Below are 25,006 nucleotides of genomic sequence, written 5' to 3'. Positions count from 1 at the left end.
CCCTTCGACGGTTCGTGGCCCTTCGTCGGTTCACCACGTCGAGAGGCCACGAACCGACGGGCTGGGACCACGTCGAGAGGCCAGTTTCCGACGGGGACGGGGCGAACGAGACGTGGCCCGCCACCCCCACGAGGGTGACGGGCCACGGACAGCCAACCGGGGATCAGGCCTCGGCGGGAGCCTCTTCCTTCTTGTCCTCATCGGGGAGAACCGCAGCGAGGGAGAGCTTGCCGCGCGGGTCGATCTCCTTAAGCTCGACCTGGATCTTCTGGCCGACCTTGACGACGTCGTCGACACTGTCGATCCGCTTGCCGCCGACGAGCTTGCGCACCTCGGAGATGTGCAGCAGGCCGTCCTTGCCCGGCAGGAGCGAGACGAACGCACCGAACGTCGTCGTCTTGACGACCGTGCCGAGGAACCGCTCTCCGACCTCGGGCATCTGCGGGTTGGCGATCGCGTTGATCGCCGCGCGCGCAGCCTCCGCAGAGGGGCCGTCGGTCGCGCCGATGAACACCGTGCCGTCGTCCTCGATCGAGATGTCGGCGCCCGTGTCGTCCTGGATCTGGTTGATCATCTTGCCCTTCGGGCCGATGACCTCACCGATCTTGTCGACGGGGACCTTCACCGTGATGATGCGCGGCGCGTAGGGGCTCATCTCGTCGGGCATGTCGATCGCCTCGGCCATGACGTCGAGGATGTGCAGCCGGGCCTCGTGGGCCTGGGTCAGCGCACTCGCGAGGACCGATGCCGGGATGCCGTCGAGCTTCGTGTCCAGCTGGATGGCCGTGACGAAGTCCTTGGTGCCGGCGACCTTGAAGTCCATGTCACCGAAGGCGTCCTCGGCTCCGAGGATGTCCGTCATCGCGGCGTAGCGCGTCTCGCCGTCGACCTCGTCCGAGACGAGGCCCATCGCGATGCCGGCGACCGGCGCGCGCAGCGGCACACCGGCGTTGAGCAGCGAGAGCGTCGAGGCGCACACGGAGCCCATCGAGGTCGAGCCGTTGGAGCTGAGCGCCTCGGACACCTGGCGGATCGCGTAGGGGAACTCCTCGCGCGACGGCAGCACCGGCATCAGGGCCCGCTCGGCGAGGGCACCGTGGCCGATCTCACGGCGCTTCGGCGACCCGACCCGGCCGGTCTCACCGGTGCTGTAGGGCGGGAAGTTGTAGTTGTGCATGTAGCGCTTGCGCGTCTGCGGCGAGAGCGTGTCGAGCTGCTGCTCCATCTTGAGCATGTTCAGCGTCGTGACGCCCATGATCTGGGTCTCGCCACGCTCGAAGATGGCCGACCCGTGGGCCCGCGGGACGACCTCGACCTCGGCCGAGAGCGCCCGGATGTCGGCCAGCCCGCGCCCGTCGATGCGGACCTGGTCGCGCAGGATGCGCTGGCGGACGAGCTTCTTCTGCAGGGCACGGAAGGCAGCGGAGAGCTCCTTCTCACGACCGGCGAACGGGCCCGGCGCGTCGGCCGTGCCGCCGAGCTCGGCCTTCATCGCGTCCTTGATCTCGTCGATCCGGGTCTCGCGCTCCTGCTTGCCCGCGATCGTCAGGGCCTCAGCGGTCTGCGTCGACACGGCCGACTCGACGGCCTGGTAGACGTCGTCCTGGTAGTCGAGGAAGACGGGGAACTCCTCCACCGGCTTGGCGGCCTTGGTGGCGAGCTCGGACTGGGCGTCGCAGAGGACCTTGATGAACTTCTTCGAGGCCTCGAGACCTTCAGCCACGACGTCCTCGGTCGGCGCCTGCTTGCCCTCGTTCTTGACGAGGTGCCAGGTCGACTCGGTGGACTCGGCCTCGACCATCATGATCGCGACGTCATCGCTGCCGTCCTGCTTCGTGACGACCCGTCCGGCGACGACCATGTCGAAGGTCGAGCGCTCGATGTCGGAGAAGCTCGGGAAGGCGACCCACTGGCCGTCGATGAGCGAGACGCGCACGCCGCCGACCGGCCCCGAGAAGGGCAGCCCGGAGATCTGCGTCGACGCGCTCGCGGCGTTGATCGCGAGGACGTCGTACTGGTGGTCCGGGTTGAGGGACAGCACGGTGATGACGACCTGCACCTCGTTGCGCAGGCCCTTCTTGAAGGTGGGGCGCAGCGGCCGGTCGATGAGACGGCAGGTGAGGATGGCGTCGGTCGAGGGGCGACCCTCGCGACGGAAGAACGAGCCGGGGATCCGGCCCACGGCGTACATGCGCTCCTCGACGTCCACCGTCAGCGGGAAGAAGTCGAACTGCTCCTTGGGCTGCTTGCCGGCGGCCGTCGTGGACAGGAGCATCGTGTCGTCGTCGAGGTAGGCCGTCACGGCCCCCGCGGCCTGCCTCGCGAGGCGGCCGGTCTCGAACCGGACCTTGTGGGTGCCGAAGCTGCCGTTGTCGATCACGGCCTCGGCGAAGGTGATGTCTGGACCCTCCATGTGGGCCCTCGCTTTCTTTTTCTCTTCACGTGCCCTCGCACATCGTCGTTGTGTGCGGGGTTCCTTCGTCGCCGGGAGGTCCCGGCATCTCTGCCGGCTGAGCGGCATCTATGACGGAAGGCGGTCGCCGCACCACGTGCGGTGACCGCCTTCCGTCATGAGTTCATCGACGCAGACCGAGTCGCTTGATGAGGGAGCGGTAACGCTCGATGTCGGTGGCCTCGAGGTAGCGGAGCATCCGCTTGCGGCGACCGACGAGCAGCAGCAGCCCACGCCGGCTGTGGTGGTCGTGGGCGTGCGCACGCGAGTGCTCGGTGAGGTCCTTGATCCGCTGCGTCAGCATCGCGATCTGGACCTCCGGGGAGCCGGTGTCGCCCTCGGTCGTGGCGTACTCGTCGATGATCTTCTTCTTCACGTCAGCGTCCAAAGGCATGGATGACCGACTCCTATCTCACTCGTTGCGCGGCGCCCCGGGGCAGGTTCACCCGGGCTCTCTCGATCCGCGGCCGATCAAACGGCACCCATCAGCCTAACAGCGCGGTCGCGCGCCCCCTAATCGAGCAACGGGCTGAGGTGGCGGCTGCCCAGCGCCCGTCCGGACTGGTCGGCGGCCGTGCGCAGGGCCTGCTCCACCGTCGCCCCGTCGAGGGTCGCGTCGAGGAAGCCCGCGAAGAACGCGTCACCCGCACCGTTCGTGTCGACCACCCGCTCGACGTGCGGCGCGGCAACCCGCAGCTCATGGTGGTCGGCATCCACCGCGAGCGCACCGTCGGCGCCGAGGGTGCAGACGACGAGCTCGGCACCCCGGTCGACGGTGGCGTGCATGAAGGGCAGCGGCTCCGGCATGGCGTCGTTGCTGAGGAAGACGCGCCGGGCAGCTGCCAGGTAGGGCTCGTGAAAGGGGGCGCTCCCGTCGTAGTCGTGCAGGTCGGTCCAGATCGGCAGGCCGGCGCCGGCGCCGTCGGTCAGGGCCAGCTCACGCGTCCACGGGGCCAGGTCGAGCACGACCGCGCGCGCGTCGGCCAGTCCGGCGAGCCCGCGCAGCCCCAGCGGCGGCTCACCCGGCTCGGCAGGGGTCGCCAGGTAGATCGAGACCCGCTCCCCGCGCTCCGTCATGAGGTTGAGGTGCCGCTCGCTCGGGCCGGCCACCCTCCGCGCCGCCACGTCGACCCCGGAGGCCTGCAGGGCGCCGAGGATCCGCGGTGCCACGTCATCGTCGCCGACGACGGTGTACAGCCGCACCGACCTGCCCCGCTGCGCCAGGTGCAGCGCCTTGCCGGCCGACGTGCCGCCGAGGGTCTCATGGGTGCTCCGGGCGAACACCGTGTGCGGCCGCGGCTCGGGCAGCGCGTCGAGCGTGACGAGCTCGTTCCACGAAGCGGGCCCGCAGACGACGACGTCCGGCATCTCGTTCCTTCCTCACGCCAGGACGAGGTATGCCGCCCAGCTGGCCGAGCTGAGCGGCATACCTTCTGCGCGGGGTGCGTCAGAGGTTGATCATGTGGCCGACGATGCCCTCGACGGCCTCCTTCATCGCCTCGCTGAGCGTGGGGTGGGCGAAGATGTTGCGCGCCACCTCGTCGGCGGTGAGGTCCCACTGCTGGGCGAGGGTGAGGGCGGGCAGCAGCTCGGTCACCTCAGGGCCGATCAGGTGCGCACCGAGGAGCTCGTTGTGCTCGGCGTCGGCGACGATCTTGACGAAGCCGACTCCCTCGGCCATGCCACGCGCCTTGCCGTTGGCGGAGAAGGGGAAGCTGGCCGTCTTGACGTCGTAGCCCTTGTCGCGCGCCTGCTGCTCGGAGTAGCCGAACGAGGCGATCTGCGGCTGGCAGAAGGTCGCCCGCGGGATCATGTCGAAGTTGATCTCCATCGTCTCCGCGTCGGCGATCGTCTCGGCGGCGACGACGCCCATCGCCTCGGCGGTGTGCGCGAGCATCAGCTTGCCGGTGCAGTCACCGATCGCGTAGACGTTCGGCACGTTGGTCCGGCCGCGGGCGTCGACGGCGATGGCACCGCGCTCGGTGAGCTGCACCCCGGAGGCCTCGAGGCCGAAGCCCTCGACCCGCGGGGCGAAGCCGAAGGCCGCGAGGAACTTGTCGGCCTCGAGGACCTTCTCGTCGCCGCCGGCGGCGGGCGCGACCGTGACGCGGACCCCGGAGCCGGTGTCCTCCACGTTCTTGACCGCGGTGGAGAGCAGCACGTTGACCCCGAGCTTCTTGTACTGGCGCTGCAGCTCCTTGGAGACGTCGGCGTCCTCGGTCGGGACCATCCTGTCGAGGAACTCGACGATGGTGACGTCGACGCCGAAGTTCTTGAGGACGTAGGCGAACTCGACGCCGATGGCGCCCGAGCCGCCGATGATGATCGAGCCGGGGAGGTTGGCGTCGAGGATCTGCTCCTCGTAGGTGACGACGTTGGTGCTCGTCTGCATCCCCGGAAGCATCCGCACCGTGGCCCCCGTCGCGATGATGAGGTTGTCGAACGTCAGGCTGCGCGTGGACCCGTCGTTGAGGGCGACGTCCATGGACGTGGGGCTGGTGATCGTGCCCCAGCCGTCGACCTCCTCGATCTTGTTCTTCTTCATCAGGTAGTGGACGCCCTTGGCGCTGGCGTCGGCGACGCTGCGGCTGCGGGCGTGGGTCGTCCCGAAGGACATCGTCGCGTCGCCCTCGATGCCGAAGGTCTTCTTCTCGTGCGTGATGATGTGGGCGATCTCGGCGTTGCGCAGCAGCGCCTTGCTCGGGATGCACCCGACGTTGAGGCAGACCCCGCCCCAGTAGCGCTTCTCGACGACCGCGACCTTCTTGCCGAGCTGCGCGGCACGGATCGCCGCGACGTAGCCACCGGGACCTGCACCGAGCACAACCACATCGAAATCAGCCATGCCGCACAGCCTATCGGTGGCGCTGCGACGGGCCGCACCCAACTGCCGGGCCCGCCCAGTGGTGCCCGTCGTGCAGATGGGGCTGTCGGGATCTCCCCAGCGGGGCCCGTGCGGGAGTATTTTCCGAAAGGTACGGCCCCAATCACGGGACCCGGACAATGGAGTCCACCTTGAGCGCAACGCCGCACCACCATGATGCTCCACCGGCCAACACGGGTCTGCTCGTCGTGGCGGGCATCCTCGTCGCGATCCCGATCGTCGCCCTGATGCTCGTCGGCACCTACGCCAAGGACGGGCCCCGGCTGGCCGGCTTCCCCTTCTTCATCTGGTACCAGTTCCTCTGGGTCATCATCTGTTCGGCGCTGACCTACGCCGCCTACCGCGTCGTCCTCAAGGCGCGTCCGCACCGGCCGATGAACCCGGAGGGCACCGAGTTCCTCGACGAGGAGGACGTCCGATGACCGCCCTGGTCGCGGCCGGGCCGAACACCGGCGTCAACGGCGTCGGCCTCGTGGTCCTCATCATCTTCTTCGTCATCGTCGCGGTGGCCGGCTTCTGGGCGGCCCGGTGGCGCCGGCCCGACAGCATGGCGAGCCTCGAGGAGTGGGGCCTCGGGGGGCGCAGCTTCGGCACGTGGATCACGTGGTTCCTGCTCGGCGGCGACCTCTACACGGCCTACACCTTCGTCGCGGTGCCGGCGGCGATGTTCTCGGCCGGTGCCGTCAGCGGCTTCTTCGCCGTCCCGTACACGATCGTGCTCTACCCCATCATCTTCGTGTTCATGTCGCGGCTCTGGTCGGTGTCGCACCGGCACGGCTACGTCACGCCGGCCGACTTCGTCCACGGCCGCTCCGGCTCGCGCGGGCTGTCCCTCGCCGTCGCGGTCACGGGCTTCCTCGCGACGATGCCCTACATCGCGTTGCAGTTGGTCGGCATCCAGGCCGTGCTCGAGGTGGCCGGCGTCGGTGGCGGCGGCAACGTGGTGGCGAAGGACGCGCCGATCTTCATCGCGTTCCTCGTGCTCGCGCTCTACACCTACACGTCGGGACTTCGCGCGCCGGCGGTCATCGCCTTCGTCAAGGACACCCTGATCTACCTCGTCATCATCGTCGCGGTCATCTACCTGCCGTCCAAGGTCGGCGGCTGGGCCCACGTCTTCGACGCGGCCCAGAACAAGATGCAGACGACGAACCCGGTGACCGGCAAGCCGACGGGCTCGTTCATCCCGCCGGCCGGGCAGTACTGGGCCTACGCCACCCTCGCGCTCGGGTCCGCGATGGCGCTGTTCATGTACCCCCACTCGGTCACGGCGACACTGTCGGCGAAGAGCCGCAACACGATCCGGCGCAACGCCTCGATCCTGCCGGCCTACTCGTTCCTGCTCGGGCTGCTCGCGCTGCTCGGCTGGGTCGCGATCGCGGCCGGCACCAAGCCGATCGGGCTCGACGGCAAGCCCAACCCCCAGTTGGTCGTGCCGCAGCTGTTCGAGGACTTCTTCCCGTCGTGGTTCGCGGGCGTCGCCTGGGCCGCCATCGCGATCGGTGCCCTCGTGCCGGCCGCGATCATGTCGATCGCCGCGTCCAACACCTTCACCCGCAACATCTACAAGGCGTGGATCAGGCCGGAGGCCTCACCGTCGGAGGAGGCGCGGGTCTCGAAGTTCACCTCCCTCGTCGTCAAGGCGTTCGCGCTCGTGTTCGTCCTCGCCCTCGACAAGACCAACGCGCTGAACTTCCAGCTGCTCGGCGGTATCTGGATCCTGCAGACGTTCCCGTCGGTCGTCTTCTATCTCTACACCCGCTGGTTCCACCGCTGGGCGCTGCTCCTCGGCTGGGCGGTCGGCATGGGCTACGGCACGGTGTCCGCCTACAACGTCATCAACCCGGCGACGAAGGCGCACTTCGGCGGGTCGCTGGCGACGATCCCGGGCATCGGAGAGCTGGGCTACATCGCGCTCACGTCGTTCGTCATCAACGTCGTCGTCGCCGCCGTCTTCACGGTGGTCTTCCGGCTCGTCAGGGCCGCCGAGGGTCTCGACGAGACCATCCCGGCCGACTACTTCGCTGACGCCGGTGACCCGCGGGTGGAGAAGATCGACCTCGGCGCCCACGAGACGACCCCGTCTGCCTGACCGTATGCCGCCCACCGCGGTCCGCAGGGCCCGCGCCTCTCGCTCCGGCTAGTCGCGCGGGCGCTCGGGCGGCATCGCGGCGACGGCCTCGTCGACGTCCATCCCGGTCAGCTGCAGCAGGTCGACGACGACCGAGCGCAGCTGGGCGAGCACCGTCTCGGTCGCGAGGCTCGGTGTGCGGGGCAGCTCGCCGCAGGCCTGGGCCACTCGCTCGACCGCGATCCGGCCGGCGTCGGGTGCGGCGTTCTCGGCAAGGGCGCGCGCGATGACGTCGGTCGCATCGGCGAGCTCGCGCAGCACGTCGACGTAGCCCTGGGGCAGAGCCTCACCGCGGCCGACGGCGACGGTGACGCGCCGGACGAGGACCCGGGTGCTGCGCATCGCCCGGTCCAGCGGCCCGACGAGGTCGACCATCTTGCGGACGCCCGGCGCGTGGCCGCGGGAGAAGGGGGAGCTCGTCAGGACCGAGAGGCCCTCGTCCGCAGCGGTCCCGAGCTCACGCAGCAGGCCGTCGGTGCCGCGGGCCGACGCCAGCACCTGCGCGGCGCCCTCGACGTCGCCGTCGGCGGCGCTCGTCGCGGCGCGGCGGAACAGCTCGCTCATCTTGCGCACGACGGCCGAGGCAGCGACGCGAGGCCGGCGCAGGGCAGCCTGCGGGACGACGGTCGCGGCGACGAGGGCGACACCGCCGCCGATCAGTGCGTCGGTCCAGCGCGTGAAGGCCTGACCGGGGCTCGCCACGAGCGTCGTGACGACGATGCTCTGCACCGCCGCCTGGGTGACGATGACGCGGCCGGCGTCGAGGAGCAGTGCGATGAGCATCGAGGCGATGACGATGACGGTCACCTGCCAGGGCCCCGTCCCGACGAAGTGGACGAACAGGTCCGCGGTGAAGACGCCGACCGCCACACCGACGGCGACCTCGAGGACCCGCCGGAGCCGCTGCCCGTAGGACATGCCGAGGCACACGACCGCGACGATCGGGGCGAAGAACGCCTGCTGGTGGCCGATGACGTCGGTGGCGAACCACCAGGCAAATCCTGCCGCGAGGGCGGACTGGAGAACGAGGAACGCGGAGCTGCGGACCCGGCGCACCCGGGCGCGCAGGGACAGCCGGCTGCGGTCCCAGGCCCGGTCGAGGAGGTCGGCGACCGGTGTGTCGCTGCGGCCCTGCTCCGTCACCGCTTCCTCCACCCGTCGTCGAGGTCACCGCCCGCCATGCGGGAGCACGGCTAGAGCTCGGGGAACCAGATGCCGATCTCGCGGCTCGCCGAGTCGGGTGAGTCGGACCCGTGGACGATGTTCTGCTGCACCTGGGTGCCCCAGTCGCGGCCGAAGTCGCCACGGATCGTGCCCGGTGCGGCGTCGGTCGGGTTGGTCGCGCCGGCGAGCGAGCGGAAGCCCTTGATGCAGTCCTGTCCCTCGATGACGGCAGCGGTCACGGGGCCGGAGGACATGAACTCGAGGAGCGGCTCGTAGAACGGCTTGCCCTCATGCTCGGCGTAGTGCTTGGCGAGCAGCTCCCGCGTCGGCGTGACGATGGCCAGGGCCCCGAGCGTGTAGCCCTTGGCCTCGATGCGGCGCAGCACCTCCCCGGTGAGTCCGCGCTGGAATCCGTCGGGCTTGATCAGGACGAGGGAACGTTCGGTGGTCACGGCGGTCACCCTACCGGGGCCTGCATCCGGTCGACCTTGCCGCCCTGGAGCAGCGAGACGACCCACAGCGCGAGGAAGATCAGGCCCACGAGGAACATCATCGGCACGACGAAGCCGGCCAGGATCGTGAGGAGCTGGACCACCCAGCCGAGGGTGACGCCATACGGCTTGCGCGTCAGCCCGGAGCCGAGGAGGCACAGCGCCGCGACGGCCGAGCCGACGAGCAGGTAGCGGCCCGCGGCGGCCGGCTCGGAGTCGGCGATGGCGGCGCCACGTGCCACGAGGGCGCCGAAGAAGATGATGATCGACTGGCCGGCCAGCACCGTGGCGAGCATGCGCCAGGTGAACTTGCCGGTCGTGCCGTAGAAGACGAGCCGCGACATGCGATCCCGGGTGCCTTTCGTGTCCATGGTCAGTAGTCCTGGGTGGTGTCCCACGTGCGGATGATCGCCTGGGCCTCGGTGTCGCTGGCCCCGGTCGCCTCCGCGTAGAGGGTCATGGCGTCCTCGCGGCGGCCGTCGTCGATGAGCGCGCTGATCCGGGCCCGCGCCTCGGGCGTGAGGCGGCCCTCGGTCCACGACCGCGCGGCGTCCTCGACCCCGGGGCCCTGGCCGGGGACGAACCAGGTGTCGATGACGCGCTTGGCATCCGTCAGGGCGGCGCCCGTCGCCTCCCGGTAGACCTTGATCGCGTTGATCTTGCGTCCGGCGCTGATCTCACGGCTGATCCTGGCCCGGGCCTGCTCCGTGAGCCCCGGGTAGGTCGTCTCGGCGTCACGGCGGCCGACGAGGCGCCCGTAGAGCACGACCGCCACGATGAGGACCACGACGATGAGCAGGAGCCGGAGGATCATGGGTCGAGCCTACGTGCGGGCTCGGTCACGTCTGGTCGTGGCCGAGCAGGAGGCGCACCTCACCAGCGGTGATGACCGAGCCGGTGGCGAGCACTCCCCCGCCCATGCCGTCGGCCTCGGCCAGCGTCACCGCCTGCTCGAGGGCGTCGGGAAGGTTCGGCACGATGGTGACCCGGTGCTCGCCGAAGATGCCGGTCGCCAGCTGGCCGAGCCGCGCCGGGTCGAGCGCACGGTGCGAGGAGTTGCGGGTGATGACGACCTCGGACAGCACCGGCTCGAGGACCTCGAGGATGCCGACGGCGTCCTTGTCCGCGACGACGCTGAGCAGCCCGACGAGGCGCGTGAACGTGAAGGCCTCCTCGAGCGCGGTGACCAGCGCCCGCGCCCCGTGCGGGTTGTGGGCGGCGTCGACGACGACCGTCGGGGAGCGCCGGACGACCTCGAGCCGGCCGGGCGAGGCCATCGCCGCGCAGGCCGCGAGCAGCACGTCGTGGTCGAGGGGCTGCTCTCCCCCGCCCATGAAGGCCTCGACGGCAGCGACGGCCGTCGCGAGGTTCTGGGCCTGGTGGGCGCCATGCAGGGGCAGGAACAGGTCCGGGTAGTCACCGGCGAGCCCCCGGAGCGAGACCACCTGGCCGCCGAGGGCGACGTCGCGCGTCAGCACCCCGAAGTCGCGCCCCTCGAGGACGAGGCGCGACCCGACCTGCTCGGCGCGCTCGGTGAGCACCTCCACGGCATCGTCCTCCTGCAGGGCGGAGACCGTGATCGAGTCGGGCTTGATGATGCCGGACTTCTCCTCGGCGATGGAGGCGATGTCGTCGCCGAGCAGATGGGTGTGGTCGAGGTCGATGGGGGTGATGACCGCCACCTTGCCGTCGACGACGTTCGTGGCGTCCCAGGTGCCGCCCAGGCCCACCTCGACGACGGCGACGTCGACCGGGGCGTCGGCGAACGCGGCGTAGGCGACGGCGACGAGGGTCTCGAAGAAGTTGAGGCGACGACCACCTGACTCGGCCGAGGAGCCGTCGACGATGTCGACGAGCGGCTTGACGTCCTCATAGGCGGCGATGAACTTGTGGCGCGGAATCGGCTTGCCCGACAGGGCGATCCGTTCGCGCAGGTCGTGCAGGTGCGGCGAGGTGAACCGCCCGGTCGACAGGCCGAGCTCACGCAGGATCGTGTCGATCATCCGGCTCGTCGAGGTCTTGCCGTTCGTGCCGGTCAGGTGGATGACGGGGAAGGCGAGCTGCGGGTCGCCGGCCAGCTCCATCACGGCCCGAATTCGGTCGAGGGACGGGCCGATGTCGTTCTCCGGGGCCCGGGACAGGATCTCGGTCTCGATCTCGCGCATCCGCTTGCGCTCCTCGAGACGGCGCGCCGCCTCGTGCGCCGCCGCGTCAGGACGCGGGCTCACCGGGTGCCCCGCTCCTCGCGGGCGACCGCGCCGTCCGCCGGCAGGGCAACGTCGCCCCCGGACAGGTCCTTGACCAACCAGATCTCGTCGGGCAGGCCCGACCCCCCGGCCTCGCGGTGGGCCTGGCGGAAGCCGTTGCGCTCGTAGAACCGGCCGGCCTGGTCGTTGCCCTCGATGTAGGAGACGTGCAGCTCGGCATGCCCGAGCTGGCTCGCCCGGGCCACGACCTCGTCGAGGAGGCTGCGTCCGATGCCCCGCCCCTGGTGGTCCGGCAGGATGTAGAGCTTCCACAGGACGAGCTCGTCGTCCTGGCTACCGTACGACGCCATCCCCACCACGGTGCCGCCGTCGTCGGCGACCAGCGTGCGGCCGACCCTGATGCCGGGGATCACCGCGTCGGCGGTCCACCACTTGGCGAGCCCCATCTGGACGTACTCGGGGCCGGCGATCGGCTCGTACGTGGCGCGCCAGGTCTCGTGCCCGACCCGGACGATGCCGTCGAGATCGTCGCCGGTCGCCGTACGGATGACGACCGCCCCCTCGTTGCCCCCTGCGCTCATCGCTTCGCCACCATGATTCGTGCCTCCTGTCCGTCTCCGACGACGACCGCCGCCCCCATCCCGTCCGGGAGCGCATGGTCGGCCCCCGCCGAGGAGAACTGCGTGGCCAGCGTCTCACCGACGATGAGGTCACGGTACGCGACGGTGGCCTCGAAGACCGCGTCCGTTCCCGTGATGGTGAGGCTGATCCGGTCGCTGACGTGCAGCCCGGCGTCGCGACGGGCCTGCTGGACCGCGCGGACGAGGTCACGGGCCAAGCCCTCGCTCGCGAGCTCCGGTGTCACCTGCGTGTCGAGCACGACGAAGCCGCCGTGCGCCAGCATCGCGGTCGCCGACGCCCCCGACTCGTCCCCGGCCACGACGGTCTCGAGGACGTACTCGCCGTCCTGCAGCTCGAGTCCTCCCGAGGTCACGGTGCCCTCCGGCGAGACCGACCACTCGCCGGACTTGCTACCCCGGATCGCCGTCTGGACGTCCTTGCCGAGCCGCGGCCCAGCGACCCGGGCGTTGACGGTGAGCCGCTGGGTGACGCCGTAGTCGCCACCGCTCGTCGAGCCGAGCTCGACGAGGCGGAGCGCCTTGACGTTGAGCTCGTCGCGGATGATCGCCTCGAACGGCGCCAGTGCGTCGGGGTCGGGCACGACGACGGTGAGCGCGGCGAGGGGCAGGCGCGCCCGCAGTCCCTGGGCCTTGCGCAGGCTCGAGCCGGTCGAGCAGACCTCGCGGGCGCGGTCCATGGCCGAGACGAGCTCCGGGTCCGCCGGCAGGTCGGCCGGATCCGGATAGTCCTCGAGGTGGACGGAGCGGCCGCCGGTGAGCCCACGCCAGATCTCCTCGGTGACGAGGGGCAGCAGCGGGGCCACCGCACGCGTCACCGTCTCGAGCGCCGTCCACAGCGTGTCGAAGGCCGCCCGGGACTCGTCGGACTCGCCGCCCCAGAACCGGTCGCGCGACCGGCGGATGTACCAGTTCGTCAGCACGTCGAGGAATGTGCGCGTCGTGTCGCACGCCGCGGCGATCTCGTAGTCGTCGAGCTGCTCCCGCATCTGCCCGACGAACTCGTGCAGCTTGGCCAGGAGGTAGCGGTCAAGGACGTCCGCCGAGGCCGTGGACCGCCGCGCCTCGTAGCCCGAGCCACCGCCCGCGGTGTTGGCGTAGAGCGCGAAGAAGGACCACGCGTTCCAGAGCGGGATGATGACCTGGCGGACCCCGTCGCGGATCCCCTGCTCGGTGACGATGAGGTTGCCGCCGCGCAGGATCGGGCTGCTCATGAGGAACCAGCGCATGGCATCGGCCCCGTCGCGCTCGAAGACCTCGGTCACGTCGGGGTAGTTGCGCAGCGACTTGCTCATCTTCTGGCCGTCGGAGCCGAGGACGATGCCGTGGCTCACGCAGGACTTGAAGGCGGGTCGGTCGAACAGGGCCGTCGCGAGGATGTGGAGCGTGTAGAACCAGCCGCGGGTCTGCCCGATGTACTCGACGATGAAGTCGCCCGGGAAGTGGTGCTCGAACCAGTCGGCGTTCTCGAAGGGGTAGTGCACCTGCGCGAAGCTCATCGAGCCGGAGTCGAACCACACGTCGAGCACGTCCTCGACGCGGCGCATGGTGGAGCGGCCCGTCGGGTCGTCGGGGTTCGGGCGGGTCAGCCGGTCGATGCCGGGGCGGTGCAGGTCGGTGACGCGCACGCCGAAGTCCCGCTCGAGCTCCTCGAACGAGCCGTAGACGTCGATGCGGGGGTATTCGGGGTTGTCCGACTTCCAGACCGGGATCGGGCTGCCCCAGAAGCGGTTGCGCGAGATGGACCAGTCGCGCGCGTTGGCGAGCCACTTGCCGAACTGGCCGTCCTTGACGTGCTCGGGCGTCCAGTCGATCTGCTGGTTCAGCTCGAGCATCCGCTCCTTGATCTTCGTGACCTCGACGAACCAGCTCGACACGGCCATGTAGATCAGCGGCTGGCGGCACCGCCAGCAGTGCGGGTAGCTGTGGTCGTAGGTCTCGCGGCGCAGCAGGACGGTGCCCTCGGTCGTCGCGCCCATCTCGCCCTCGCCGCGGGTGCGCGCCTTGAGGTGGTCGATGATGTGCGGGTTCGCGTCGAAGACGTGCATCCCCTCGTACTCGGTGACGGGGTAGGTGAAGGTGCCGTCGGCGGCGACCGGCACGACCACGTCGATGCCGAACGCGTCGGTGAGCACCTTGTCCTCCTCGCCGAACGCGGAGGCGATGTGGACCAGACCGGTGCCGTCCTCGGTCGTGACGTAGTCCGCGGGCAGCACGACGTGGCCGTTGGGGTGGCCGAGGAAGTAGGAGAACGGCGGCGTGTAGCGGCGCCCGACGATCTCCGAGCCCTTCATCCGGGCCACGACCCGGTCCTGCAGCGTCTCCGGGTCGGACCCGCCGAGCTCCTTGGCATAGGCGCCGAGTCGCGCCTCGGCGATGATGTAGCGCTCGGTGACACCCGTGAAGTCGGACTCGACGACGACATAGTCGATGTCGGGGTGCACGGCCATCGCGATGTTGGACGGCACGGTCCACGGCGTGGTCGTCCAGATCAGGGCGAGCTCACCGGTCTCGAGGCGGTAGCCGATCGTGACCGCCGGGTCCTGGCGCATCTTGTAGACGTCGTCGTCCATGCGGAGCTCGTGGTTCGACAGCGGCGTCTGGTCGTTCCAGCAGTACGGCAGCACCCGGAAGCCCTCGTAGACCAGGCCCTTGTCGTAGAGCGTCTTGAACGCCCAGATGACCGACTCCATGAAGGTCGGGTTGAGCGTCTTGTAGTCGTTGTCGAAGTCGACCCAGCGGGCCTGGCGCGTCACATAGCTGCGCCAGTCGTCGGTGTACTTGAGCACCGAGGCGCGGCACGCGTCGTTGAACTTGTCGATCCCGAGGTCGACGATCTCCTGCTTCGTCTTCAGCCCGAGCTGGCGCATCGCCTCGAGCTCGGCCGGCAGCCCGTGGGTGTCCCAGCCGAACCGGCGCTCGACGCGCTTGCCGCGCATCGTCTCGTAGCGCGGCACGATGTCCTTGACATAGCCGGTGAGCAGGTGCCCGTAGTGCGGCAGGCCGTTCGCGAACGGGGGCCCGTCGTAGAAGACGAACTCGTTCGCGCCGTTCTCGCCCGCGGGGCGGTTCTCGACGGACGCGACGAAGGTGCCGTCCTCGTCCCAGTACTTGAGGACTCGCTCCTCGATCTCCGGGAACCGGGGAGAGGAGGGCACGTCGCCCTGGTGCTGCGGGTCCGTGGTGACCTGGGGGTAGGTCATGTGGGTCGTCTCCTGCGTCGCTTGCTCCGTCACTCGACGAGGACGACACCACCGGGACGACCCGGCGGCACCGCGGTACCACCTCGCTTGCCGCGTGAGCCCACCCGCTCGCGAGAGCGAGGTGAGCGGCATACGACCGCTTCGTTCAGGCTGTGACGGGCCCACCCGTCCGGTTCTAGTGAGGCCCCACCGGGGTGGCGCCCGTTCTTCCGGAGACTCGCCGCTGATGACGGCTCAGACGTCTGTGCCGCCAGTCTAGCGGGTGAGCGCCTGCACTCGGCGGAGCCCGGTCGGGCATAGTGAACCCCGGCAGGTTCGTCGACGAGAGGCAGGGGCATGACCGAGGTGGACAGGGCCAGCTCGTGGCTGAGCCGTGAAGAGCTCGACGCGGCACGCGACCGGCTGCCGATCCTCTACGTGCACGCCATCCCGGTCCGGGCCGACGACCGGGGCGCGGTCACCCACGTCGGCCTGCTGCTGCGGGCCGACTCCGACGGCGGCATCGGCCACGAGGTCGTCGGCGGCCGCGTCCTCTACCACGAGCGCATCCGTGACGCGCTCGCCCGGCACATCGAGACCGACCTCGGTCCCGTCGCACTCCCCCGGATCCCGTTGTCACCACAGCCCTTCACGGTGGCGGAGTTCTTCCCGACGCCCGGCGTGACGCCCTACCACGACCCGCGCCAGCACGCGGTCTCGCTCGCCTACGTCGTGCCCGTCATGGGTGACTGCCGACCTCAGCAGGACGCCCTCGAGCTGGCCTGGGTCAACCCGGAGGACGCCGCGGCGATGGCGCAGCGCGGGGAGATGACCGGCGGCCACGGAGTGCTCGTCCGGCAGGCCCTCGCGCACGTCGGCCACCCGATCTGAGCCCGGGGCGCGGTGGGTCGACGCGCGACGGTTCGAGGTATTTACCGGACGGTGGTGTCCGGCGATTACCTCGACCGAGCGCGACACACGGTGGTTCGAGGTATTTACCGGACAGTGGTGCCCGGCGATTACCTCGACCGGGCCGGGGGCCAGGTCAGCGCTGCTCGACGAGCTCCGCGCGTCCCTGTCCGAGGACCGTGAGCGGCAGCAGCTTCTTGCCGGTGGGGCCGATCTCGATCTCGGTGCCCATCTGCGGGCAGACGCCGCAGTCGAAGCACGGTGTCCAGCGGCAGTCGTCGACCTCCCGCCCGTCGAGCGCGTCCTGCCAGTCCTCCCAGAGCCAGTCCTTGTCGAGGCCCGAGTCGAGGTGGTCCCACGGCAGGACCTCGTTCTGCTCCCGCTCCCGTGTCGTGTACCAGGCGACGTCGACCGGGTAGTCGGCGAGGGCCTCCTCTGCGCACCGCATCCACCGCTCGTAGGAGAAGTGCTCGCTCCACCCGTCGAACCGGCCCCCGTCACGCCACACCGCCTCGATGACGCGCCCGATCCGCCGGTCCCCCCGGGACAGCAGTCCCTCGACCGCGCCGGGCTGGCCGTCGTGGTAGCGGAAACCGATCGAGGAGCCGTAGCTGCGGTCGGCCCGGATCGCCTCGCGCAGCTTGAGCAGCCGGGCGTCCGTCTCCTCCGGGCCGAGCTGGGCCGCCCACTGGAAGGGGGTGTGGGGTTTGGGGACGAAACCGCCGATCGAGACGGTGCAGCGGATGTCGCGACGACCCGAGACCCGCCGGCCGGTCTCGATGACCTTGCTCGCGAGCTCGGCGATCTGCAGCACGTCCTCGTCCGTCTCGGTCGGCAGGCCGCACATGAAGTACAGCTTCACCTGGCGCCAGCCCGCCCCGTAGGCCGCGGCGACCGTGTTGATGAGGTCCTCCTCGGTCACCATCTTGTTGATGACGCGGCGGATCCGCTCGGAGCCACCCTCGGGGGCGAAGGTCAGCCCGGAGCGGCGGCCGTTGCGGGTCAGCTCGTTCGCGAGGTCGATGTTGAAGGCGTCGACGCGGGTCGAGGGCAGTGACAGCCCCGTCTGCGTGCCCTCGTAGCGGTCGGCGAGACCCTTGGTGAGGTCGGCGATCTCGGAGTGGTCGGCGGAGGAGAGCGAGAGCAGCCCGACCTCCTCGAACCCGGTCGCGGCGAGGCCCCGCTCGACCATCTCGCCGATGCCGGTGATGGACCGCTCGCGCACCGGCCGGGTGATCATCCCGGCCTGACAGAACCGGCACCCACGGGTGCACCCCCGGAAGATCTCGACGGACATCCGCTCGTGCACGGACTCGGCGAGGGGGACGAGCGGCTGCTTGGGATACGGCCACGCATCGAGGTCCATGACCGTGTGCTTCGAGACGCGCCAGGGCACGCCCGGGGCGTCGGGTGACGGCGCCACGCGCTGGATGCGCCCGTCGGGAAGGTAGCTGACGTCATAGCAGGACGGCACATAGACGCCGCCGGTGCGCGCGAGACGGAGGAGCAGCTCGCGGCGACCGCCGGGGCGTCCCTCCGCCTTCCAGTCCCGGACGATGTCGGTGACCACGAGGACCGCCTGCTCGCCGTCGCCGACGATCGCCGCGTCGATGAAGTCGGCGATCGGCTCCGGGTTGAACGCGGCGTGTCCACCCGCGATGACGATGGGGTCCTCGAGAGCCCGCTCAGCGGCATACAGCGGAATGCCGGCGAGGTCGAGGGCGGTGAGCAGGTTCGTGTAGCCCAGCTCGGTCGAGAAGGAGACACCGAGCAGGTCGAAGTCGCGCACCGGCCGGTGGCCGTCGACGGTGAACTGGGGCAGGCCGGCCCCTCGCAGCTGCGCCTCCATGTCGGGCCACACTGCGTAGGTGCGCTCGGCGAGCGCGTCGGGCCGCTCGTTGATGACCTCGTAGAGGATCATGACGCCCTGGTTGGGCAGGCCGACCTCGTAGGCGTCGGGGTACATCAGGGCCCACCGGGTGGTCAGCTCCTCCCCCGCGGGTCCGAACCCGCCGACGTGCCAGTCCTTGACGGTGGAGTTGAGCTCGCCGCCGACGTACTGGATGGGCTTGCTCACCCGCTCCAGCAGCGGCTCGAGGGCATGGAAGATCGACTCACCGGGCATCCGCACAGTTTAGATGCCGTATGCCGCTCACCTGCCGCCGCCGCTGGGTGGGCATCCGAGCCCCCGGCTTGAAGGCGGCTCAGGCCTCCTCGTACATCGCGTCGAGCTCGTGCCGGTACTTGTCGGTGACCGCCTTGCGACGCAGCTTCATGCTCGGCGTCAGGTCGCCCTCCTCGATGGTGAGGTCGTGGTCGAGGATCGTGAACTTCTTGATCGTCTCCCAGCGGTTCAGGCCGGCGTTGAGCTCGTCGATGGCTCCCTGCACCAGGGCGTGCGCCTCCGGCGAGGAGACGATCTCGGAGTAGCTGCGGCCGGCCAGGCCCTGCGCCGCCGCCCACGCGGTGATCGCATCGGGGTCGAGGGTGACCAGGGCGGTCGCGTAGTGGTGCCCGGCGCCGTGGACGACGAACTGGCTCAGGTAGGGGAACATGCCCTTGAACTTCGCCTCGATCGCCGCCGGCGCGATGTACTTGCCGCCGGAGGTCTTGAACACGTCCTTCTTGCGGTCCGTCACGTAGACGAAGCCGCGCTCGTCGATCCGGCCGATGTCGCCCGTGCGGAACCAGCCGTCCTCGGTGAGCACCTCGGCCGTCGCCTCGGGGTTGTTGTGGTAGCCGCGCATGACGCCCGGGCCCTTGATGAGGATCTCGCCGTCCTCATCCGCGATGCGCACCTCGGTCTCCGGCAGGGGCCAGCCCACGGACCCGTAGACGTACGCGCCCGGCTCGGACCGGTTGACGGTCGTGCCCGACGACGACTCCGTCAGCCCGTAGCCTTCGAGGACGAGCAGCCCCACGGCGCCGAACCACTTCGCGACGTCGGCGTCGAGCGGGGCCGAGCCGCTGATCATGAACCGGACGCGGCCGCCGAAGCGTTCTTGCACCTTGCCGAGGACGAGCCTGGTCGCGAGGGCGTGCTGGACGGACAGCAGCGGCGACGGCGATTCACCACGCTCGCGGACGTCCCGCATCTGCGCTCCGACCCCGAGCGCCCAGTCGATCAGGGCCTTCTTGATGCCGGTCTCGGCGGCGAACATCGTCGCGATCCGCCCGTGGGCCTTCTCGAAGATCCGCGGCGGGCCCGCCATGAAGGTCGGCCGGACGATCGCCATGTTGTCGACGATCCTGTCGATGCGGCCGTCGACCGCTGTCGGGAAGCCGATCTGCAGGGCGGTCGCGACGAGCATCTTGCCGAACACGTGCGAGAGCGGCAGCCAGAGGAACTGGAGGTCGTCCGGCCCGATCATCCCGCCGGCCTCGATGACGGCGCCCTCATAGACGACGCTGTCCTGCACGAGCCGCACGCCCTTGGGCCGGCCGGTGGTGCCGGACGTGTAGATGAGCGTGGCGAGGTGCTCCGACTTGATCTCGTCGACGCGGTCGCGCACCAGCGACGGCTGTGCCTCGAGCGCAGCGCGGCCGCGGGACTCGAGGTCGGCGAGGGTCATCACCCAGCCGTCCTCCGACGCCGAGCCGGTGAAGGTGACGACGTGCCGGACCCCGGGGATCTCGGTGCGGCGCTCGGCGAGCTTGGCCACCTGGGCGTCGTCCTCGGCGAAGACGACCGAGCTGCCGGAGTCCGTGAGGATGTAGGCGACGTCCTCACCGATCGTCGTCGGGTAGACGGTCGTCGTGGCACCGCCGGCGGAGACGATGGCGAGATCGGCGATGACCCACTCGTAGCGGGTCTGCGACGCGAGGGCGACGCGGTCCTCGAGCCCGATGCCGAGGTCGATCAGTCCCGCGGCGAGGGCCTCGATGAGGTCGTAGGCCTCGGCCCAGGTCACGGTGGTGAGCTCGGCGCTCGACGGGTCGCGGAAGTACTGGAACGCGGGTTTGTCGGGGGTCGCCTCCACCCGGTTCCGAAGGAGGGCTCCGACGCTCGCGGCTCGGCCCTGCAGGACCGACCAGTCGACCTTCTCGTCCTGCGCGGAGAGGCTGGCCATGACGACACTCCTTCGGGTCACGGTGGCCCCGGCGCGGGCCCCATGGTGCGGATGATGCCACGAGAGCCGGGACAGGTCACGCGCTGCCGGCGCGATGAGACCGCACCGTGACCGGTCGGTAATTTCGCGGCCCGTGCCGGCGCCCTGCGCGCCCTCGGGCGGCTGCCTGTCTGGCACGGGCCGCCCGGGCGGAGATCAGGACGGGACGATGGCCGACAGGATGTGCCGGCAGCGCTCGACGTCGTCGGCCATCTGCTCGGTCAGCGCGTCGACCGAATCGAACTTCAGGGTCTCCCGAAGCCGCTCGACGAACTCGAACGCCACGGCCTCGCCGTACAGGTCCAGGTCCGTCCGGTCGAGGACGTAGGCCTCGACCCGGCGCACATGGCCCTCGAAGGTGGGGTTCGTGCCGATCGAGATCGCGGCCGGCAGCATCCGGTCGGGGTGTCCCGGCTCGAGGTCCCGGCGCACCAGCCAGCCGGCGTAGACGCCGTCCGCGGGCACCATCCCCTCGTGCCGGTCGCTGAGGTTGGCCGTCGGGTAGCCGAGCTCCCGGCCCCGGTGGTCGCCGTGGACGACGGTCCCGGAGACGCGGTGGGGCCGACCGAGGATCTGCGCCGCGTGGCCGACGTTGCCGGCCGCCAGCTCGGAGCGCAGCTGGGTCGAGCTCCATCGGGTGCCCTCGCCGATGTCCTCGAGGGCGATGACGTCGAAGCCGTACTTGGCGCCGAGCTCGCGCAGGGTCTGCACGTCGCCCGAGTTCTGCACCCCGAAGCGGGTGTCCTTGCCCACCACGACGGCGCAGGCGTGCAACGCCTCGACGAAGGTGGCGTGGACGAACTCGTCGGGTGTCTCCTTGGCGAACTCGCGGGTGAACTCGATGACGAGCGTCGCACCGAGGCCGACCGCCTCGAGCTCCTCGAGCCGCTGCTCGACCGAGGTGATCATCGTCGGCGCCCGGTCCGGGTAGAGCACCGCGATCGGGTGCGGCTCGAAGGTCACGGCGACGGGGACGGCTCCGCGCTCGGCCGCCTCGGCCACGACGCGTCCGAGGACCTCCCGGTGCCCGCGGTGGACCCCGTCGAAGTTGCCAAGGGTGACGACGGTCGACCCGAGGTCGTCGGGGATGTCGTCGGTTCCGTACCACCGTTGCACGGCGACCACTGTAGTGGGCGGCCCCTCCTGCGCCGTCCGCGCGTCAGGTGAAGGGGAACACGACCTTCGGCCGGGCCGTGGCCCGCGACTCGTCGAGGATCGCGACGAGGCGGCCCTCCGGGTCGATCGCCGCCACGACGTCGCACCCGCCCGGTCCGGCCGCGATCCGTTGGCCGTGGCCGATCCGCGTGGCGTCCTCGGCGCTGACCTCGTGCACGGGCATCTGGGTGCGCGCCGCGTCGGCCATCGAGATGAGCGGTATGCCGCTCGCCCCGTCGCGCTCGGACCGCTCGGTCAGCTCGTCGAGACGGACGGCGTGCTCGAGGGTGAACGCGCCCACACGGGTGCGGCGCAGCGCGGTCAGGTGCCCACCGACCCCCAGGCTGCGGCCGAGATCCCGCGCCAGGGCTCGGACGTAGGTGCCGGAGGACACCTCGACGTCGATGTCGACGTCCACGACGGGCACCGTCTGCCCGGACTCGGTCGTGACCGTCACCGGGGTGGTGCGCAGGACGTCGAACCGGTTCACGGTCACGGCGCGCGGCTCCAGCTTGACCTCGTCGCCGGCGCGGACGCGGGCATAGCTGCGCACCCCGTCCACCTTGATCGCGCTGACCGCGCTGGGCACCTGTTCGATGGTGCCGGTCAGCAGCGACACCGCATGGGGCAGCGCCGCCTCGACCCCGGCCCAGTCGGACACGCCGAGCGCCTCCACCGTCTCCCCCTCGGCGTCGTCGGTGACCGTCGCCTGGCCGAGCCGGACGGTCGCCGTGTAGGCCTTGTCGCAGCCGACGAGGAAGGTGAGCAGCCGCGTGGCCCGCCCGATGCCCAGGACTAGCACTCCGGTCGCCATCGGGTCGAGGGTGCCGGCGTGACCCACGCGGCGGGTGCCGGCCAGGCGGCGCGTCCGGCCGACGACGTCGTGGCTCGTCCAGCCGGCCGGCTTGTCGACGACGAGCAGGCCGTCAAGCATCGGTCGAGGGACCCGCGTCCTCGTCGGTGTCCTCGTCGTGATCGACCGGCTTCTTGTACGGGTCGGGCTCGCCGGCGTGGCGTGCGCCGGCCGCCGCGCGGGCGAGCTCGGCGTCGCGGGCACGGGTGCGGCTCACCAGGTCCTCGAGGTGGGCGGCGCCCTCGGGCAGCGCGTCGGCGATGAACTCGAGCGACGGCGTGAGGCGGATGCCGATCTGCTTGCCGACCGCGGACCGGATCCGGCCCCGGTAGGCCTCGAGCACGTCGGCGGTCGCCCGGCGCGCCTCGTCGTCACCGAAGACGGTGTAGAAGACCGAGGCGTGCTGCAGGTCGCCGGTGACGCGGGTGTCGGTGATCGTGACGAAGCCGAGCCGCTCGTCCTTGACCCGGTGCTCGAGATACTCCGCGACGATGACCTTGATCCGGTCTGCGATCTTGCGTGCGCGGGCGGGGTCAGCCATGACGACCTCCTGGGCTCGGGGACGGGGGCGACGGACGGACCGAGGTGCGGCCCAGACTCCTCACCCTAGTGGCCGCGCTGGCGGCCGGCTCACACCGCTCCCCTCCCGTCGAAGGGCCACCACCCGACGAAGGGCCACTACCCGACGAGAGGCCAGCTCCCGTCATACAGATGTATGGCGTGAGCTGGCCTCTCGTGGGTTGGTGGCCTCTCGAGGTGGTCGGCACAGACGGGACTGGCCGGGGCCCTTTCGGGTCCCGGCCAGTCCACTGCTCCGCGTCAGTCGCGCGGCTTCTCGCGCATCTCGAACGTCTCGATGACGTCCTCGATCTGGATGTCGTTGAACGACCCCAGGTTGATGCCGCACTCGAAGCCCTCGCGGACCTCCGTGACGTCATCCTTGAACCGGCGCAGCCCGGCGATCTCGGCCTCGCCCACGACGGTGCCGTCGCGCACGATGCGGGCCCTGGTGCCGCGCTTGATCTCGCCCGAGCGCACGAGCGAACCCGCGACGTTGCCGAACTTGCTCGAGCGGAAGATCTCGCGGATCTCGGCGGTGCCGAGCTGGACCTCTTCGTAGATCGGCTTCAGCATGCCCTTGAGGGCCGCCTCGACGTCGTCGATCGCCTGGTAGATGACCGAGTAGAAGCGCATGTCCACGCCCTCCCGGTCGGCGAGCTCGGCGACACGCTCGGCGGGCCGGACGTTGAAGCCGATGATGATGGCGTCGTCGACCGTGGCGAGGTTGACGTCGTTCTGCGTGATCGCACCGACACCGCGGTGGATGATCCGCAGGTCGACCTCGTCGCCCACATCGATCTTGAGCAGGGCGTCCTCGAGCGCCTCGACCGAACCCGACACGTCACCCTTGAGGATGAGGTTGAGGGTGTCGACCTTGCCCGCGGCGAGGGCCTCGTTGAGGTCCTCGAGCGAGATGCGCTTGCGGCGCTTGGCGAGCGAGGCGGCCCGGGAGGCGGCCTCACGACGCTCGGCGATCTGACGTGCCGTCCGGTCGTCGGGTGCCACGAGGAACGTGTCACCGGCTCCCGGGACCGACGTGAGACCGAGCACGAGCACCGGACGCGACGGCGGGGCCGCGTCGACGTTGTTGCCGTGCTCGTCGAGCATCGCTCGCACGCGGCCGTGACCGTTGCCGGCGACGATGGCGTCCCCGACCTTCAGCGTCCCCGACTGAACCAGCACCGTCGCCACCGGGCCACGGCCCTTGTCAAGGTGCGCCTCGATCGCGACACCACGGGCGTCCTTGTTCGGGTTTGCCCGGAGGTCGAGCGCCGCATCGGCCGTCAGCAGGACCGCTTCGAGCAGGCCGTCGATGTTGGTGCCCTGCTTCGCCGACACGTCGACGAACATCGTGTCGCCGCCGTACTCCTCGGCGATCAGGTTGTACTCGGTCAGCTGCTGGCGGATCTTGGCCGGGTTGGCCTCGGGCTTGTCCACCTTGTTGACCGCCACGACGATCGGCACGCCGGCCGCCTGGGCGTGGTTGAGCGCCTCGACGGTCTGCGGCATGACGCCGTCGTCCGCGGCGACGACGAGGATCGCGATGTCCGTCACCGACGCACCCCGGGCACGCATGGCCGTGAAGGCCTCGTGACCCGGCGTGTCGATGAACGTGACGGCGCGCTTCTGGCCCTCGTGGCTCGTGACGACCTGGTAGGCACCGATGTGCTGGGTGATGCCACCGGCCTCGTCCTCGGCGACGTGCTCTGAGCGGATCGCGTCGAGCAGCTTCGTCTTACCGTGGTCGACGTGGCCCATGACGGTGACGACCGGGGGCCGCGCCTCGAGGTCCTCGTCCTCCTCGGCCTCGAGCTCGGCGTCGAGGTCGATGTTGAACGAGCCGAGCAGCTCGCGCTCCTCGTCCTCGGGGGAGACGACCTGGACGTCGTAGCCCAGCTCGGCACCGAGCAGCTTGAAGGTGTCCTCGTCGAGCGACTGGGTCGCCGTCGCCATCTCACCGAGGTGGAACAGCACGGTGACCAGCGACGCCGGGTTGGCGTTGATCTTGTCGGCGAAGTCGGTCAGCGACGCACCGCGCCGCACCCGCACCACCGTCGAGCCGTCACCGCGCGGGACGCTGACGCCACCGACGGTCGGGGCCTGCATCTGCTCGAACTCCTGGCGCTTCGCCCGCTTGGACTTGCGTCCACGGACCGGCCGGCCGCCACCGCGGCCGAAGGCACCCGCCGTCGAGCCGCGGCCGCCGCCGCCACCGCGAGGACCACCGAAGCCGCCGCCGCGCGGTCCACCACCGGGGCCGCCGCCGAAGC

At 70.3% G+C, this 25,006-nt stretch carries 20 protein-coding genes; 3 read left to right on the top strand and 17 right to left on the bottom strand.

All coding sequences use genetic code 11. The annotated features are described in order from the left end of the window. Positions 1–163: 163 nt before the first annotated feature. The 4 genes from N864_RS07425 to lpdA all read right to left on the bottom strand — a co-directional run bounded on the left by N864_RS07425 (position 164) and on the right by lpdA (position 5,297). Positions 164–2,413: a polyribonucleotide nucleotidyltransferase gene (locus N864_RS07425; RefSeq protein WP_034715193.1), complete on the bottom strand. Its 2,250-nt coding sequence runs from the start codon at positions 2,411–2,413 to the stop codon at positions 164–166. A 163-nt stretch (positions 2,414–2,576) separates the two neighbouring features. Beyond that, positions 2,577–2,846 carry a 30S ribosomal protein S15 gene (gene rpsO / locus N864_RS07420; RefSeq protein ID WP_034715191.1) on the bottom strand — a complete coding sequence of 90 codons (270 nt, stop codon included), beginning with the start codon at positions 2,844–2,846 and terminating at the stop codon, positions 2,577–2,579. Between the two features lie 119 nt (positions 2,847–2,965). Further along, complete coding sequence (locus N864_RS07415; RefSeq protein ID WP_034715189.1) at positions 2,966–3,820, bottom strand: carbohydrate kinase family protein; 855 nt, start codon at positions 3,818–3,820, stop codon at positions 2,966–2,968. A 79-nt stretch (positions 3,821–3,899) separates the two neighbouring features. Next, positions 3,900–5,297: a dihydrolipoyl dehydrogenase gene (gene lpdA / locus N864_RS07410; RefSeq protein ID WP_034715187.1), complete on the bottom strand. Its 1,398-nt coding sequence runs from the start codon at positions 5,295–5,297 to the stop codon at positions 3,900–3,902. Between the two features lie 170 nt (positions 5,298–5,467). Here lpdA and N864_RS07405 point away from each other — a divergent pair, with 170 nt between their 5' ends. Then, a complete protein-coding gene (locus tag N864_RS07405; protein WP_205620888.1) occupies positions 5,468–5,758 on the top strand; it encodes a DUF3311 domain-containing protein in 291 nt (96 codons plus the stop codon). Continuing rightward, positions 5,755–7,428, top strand: a complete 1,674-nt coding sequence (gene mctP, locus N864_RS07400) for a monocarboxylate uptake permease MctP (protein ID WP_034715185.1) — start codon at positions 5,755–5,757, stop codon at positions 7,426–7,428. The genes N864_RS07405 and mctP overlap by 4 nt, the downstream gene beginning before the upstream one ends. 48 nt (positions 7,429–7,476) lie before the next feature. Here the strand turns inward: mctP and N864_RS07395 are convergent, their stop codons facing one another. From N864_RS07395 to ileS, 7 genes are read right to left on the bottom strand one after another with little or no spacing between them, the layout of a single operon-like run. Then, on the bottom strand, positions 7,477–8,610 hold the full coding sequence (locus N864_RS07395) for an FUSC family protein (RefSeq protein WP_034715183.1): 1,134 nt from the start codon (positions 8,608–8,610) through the stop codon (positions 7,477–7,479). 50 nt (positions 8,611–8,660) lie between these two features. Beyond that, the gene (ndk, locus tag N864_RS07390; RefSeq protein WP_034715201.1) at positions 8,661–9,083 is read right to left on the bottom strand and encodes a nucleoside-diphosphate kinase; all 423 of its coding nucleotides are present in this window, start codon (positions 9,081–9,083) and stop codon (positions 8,661–8,663) included. 5 nt (positions 9,084–9,088) lie between these two features. Then, positions 9,089–9,493, bottom strand: coding sequence for a DUF4233 domain-containing protein (locus tag N864_RS07385; protein WP_240474248.1), 405 nt, complete (start codon positions 9,491–9,493; stop codon positions 9,089–9,091). Positions 9,494–9,495: 2 nt separating this feature from the next. Then, positions 9,496–9,936 carry a hypothetical protein gene (locus tag N864_RS07380; protein WP_034715181.1) on the bottom strand — a complete coding sequence of 147 codons (441 nt, stop codon included), beginning with the start codon at positions 9,934–9,936 and terminating at the stop codon, positions 9,496–9,498. Positions 9,937–9,961: 25 nt separating this feature from the next. Continuing rightward, on the bottom strand, positions 9,962–11,350 hold the full coding sequence (locus N864_RS07375) for a bifunctional folylpolyglutamate synthase/dihydrofolate synthase (protein WP_034715179.1): 1,389 nt from the start codon (positions 11,348–11,350) through the stop codon (positions 9,962–9,964). Next, positions 11,347–11,910, bottom strand: a complete 564-nt coding sequence (locus tag N864_RS07370) for a GNAT family N-acetyltransferase (protein WP_051518310.1) — start codon at positions 11,908–11,910, stop codon at positions 11,347–11,349. The genes N864_RS07375 and N864_RS07370 overlap by 4 nt, the downstream gene beginning before the upstream one ends. Then, positions 11,907–15,170 (bottom strand): isoleucine--tRNA ligase, encoded by a 3,264-nt coding sequence (gene ileS, locus N864_RS07365; protein ID WP_034715176.1) that lies wholly within the window; start codon positions 15,168–15,170, stop codon positions 11,907–11,909. Before ileS ends, N864_RS07370 begins: the two co-directional genes overlap by 4 nt. Before the next feature lie 336 nt (positions 15,171–15,506). Between ileS and N864_RS07360 the strand changes: the two genes are divergently transcribed. Further along, entirely contained in the window at positions 15,507–16,040 is a 534-nt protein-coding gene (locus tag N864_RS07360; protein ID WP_034715174.1) for an NUDIX hydrolase family protein, read from the top strand. Positions 16,041–16,194: 154 nt separating this feature from the next. On the opposite strand, the gene N864_RS07355 is transcribed toward N864_RS07360, so the two are convergent. The 6 genes from N864_RS07355 to infB form a co-directional block, all read right to left on the bottom strand. Then, positions 16,195–18,183, bottom strand: a complete 1,989-nt coding sequence (locus N864_RS07355; RefSeq protein WP_034715172.1) for a TIGR03960 family B12-binding radical SAM protein — start codon at positions 18,181–18,183, stop codon at positions 16,195–16,197. 79 nt (positions 18,184–18,262) lie between these two features. Further along, a complete protein-coding gene (locus N864_RS07350; RefSeq protein ID WP_034715170.1) occupies positions 18,263–20,128 on the bottom strand; it encodes an AMP-dependent synthetase/ligase in 1,866 nt (621 codons plus the stop codon). 195 nt (positions 20,129–20,323) lie between these two features. Continuing rightward, positions 20,324–21,283 carry a bifunctional riboflavin kinase/FAD synthetase gene (locus N864_RS07345; protein ID WP_034715195.1) on the bottom strand — a complete coding sequence of 320 codons (960 nt, stop codon included), beginning with the start codon at positions 21,281–21,283 and terminating at the stop codon, positions 20,324–20,326. A 43-nt stretch (positions 21,284–21,326) separates the two neighbouring features. Next, a complete protein-coding gene (gene truB, locus N864_RS07340; RefSeq protein ID WP_034715168.1) occupies positions 21,327–22,256 on the bottom strand; it encodes a tRNA pseudouridine(55) synthase TruB in 930 nt (309 codons plus the stop codon). Next, complete coding sequence (rbfA, locus tag N864_RS07335; protein WP_034715166.1) at positions 22,249–22,716, bottom strand: 30S ribosome-binding factor RbfA; 468 nt, start codon at positions 22,714–22,716, stop codon at positions 22,249–22,251. Before rbfA ends, truB begins: the two co-directional genes overlap by 8 nt. Before the next feature lie 278 nt (positions 22,717–22,994). Further along, on the bottom strand, positions 22,995–25,006 hold a 2,012-nt coding region (infB, locus tag N864_RS07330; protein WP_034715163.1), incomplete at its 5' end, for a translation initiation factor IF-2.

The sequence above is a fragment of the Intrasporangium chromatireducens Q5-1 genome (assembly GCF_000576575.1).
GTDB classification, from domain to species: Bacteria; Actinomycetota; Actinomycetes; order Actinomycetales; family Dermatophilaceae; genus Intrasporangium_A; species Intrasporangium_A chromatireducens.
This window is presented reverse-complemented; position numbering and strand designations above follow the sequence as displayed.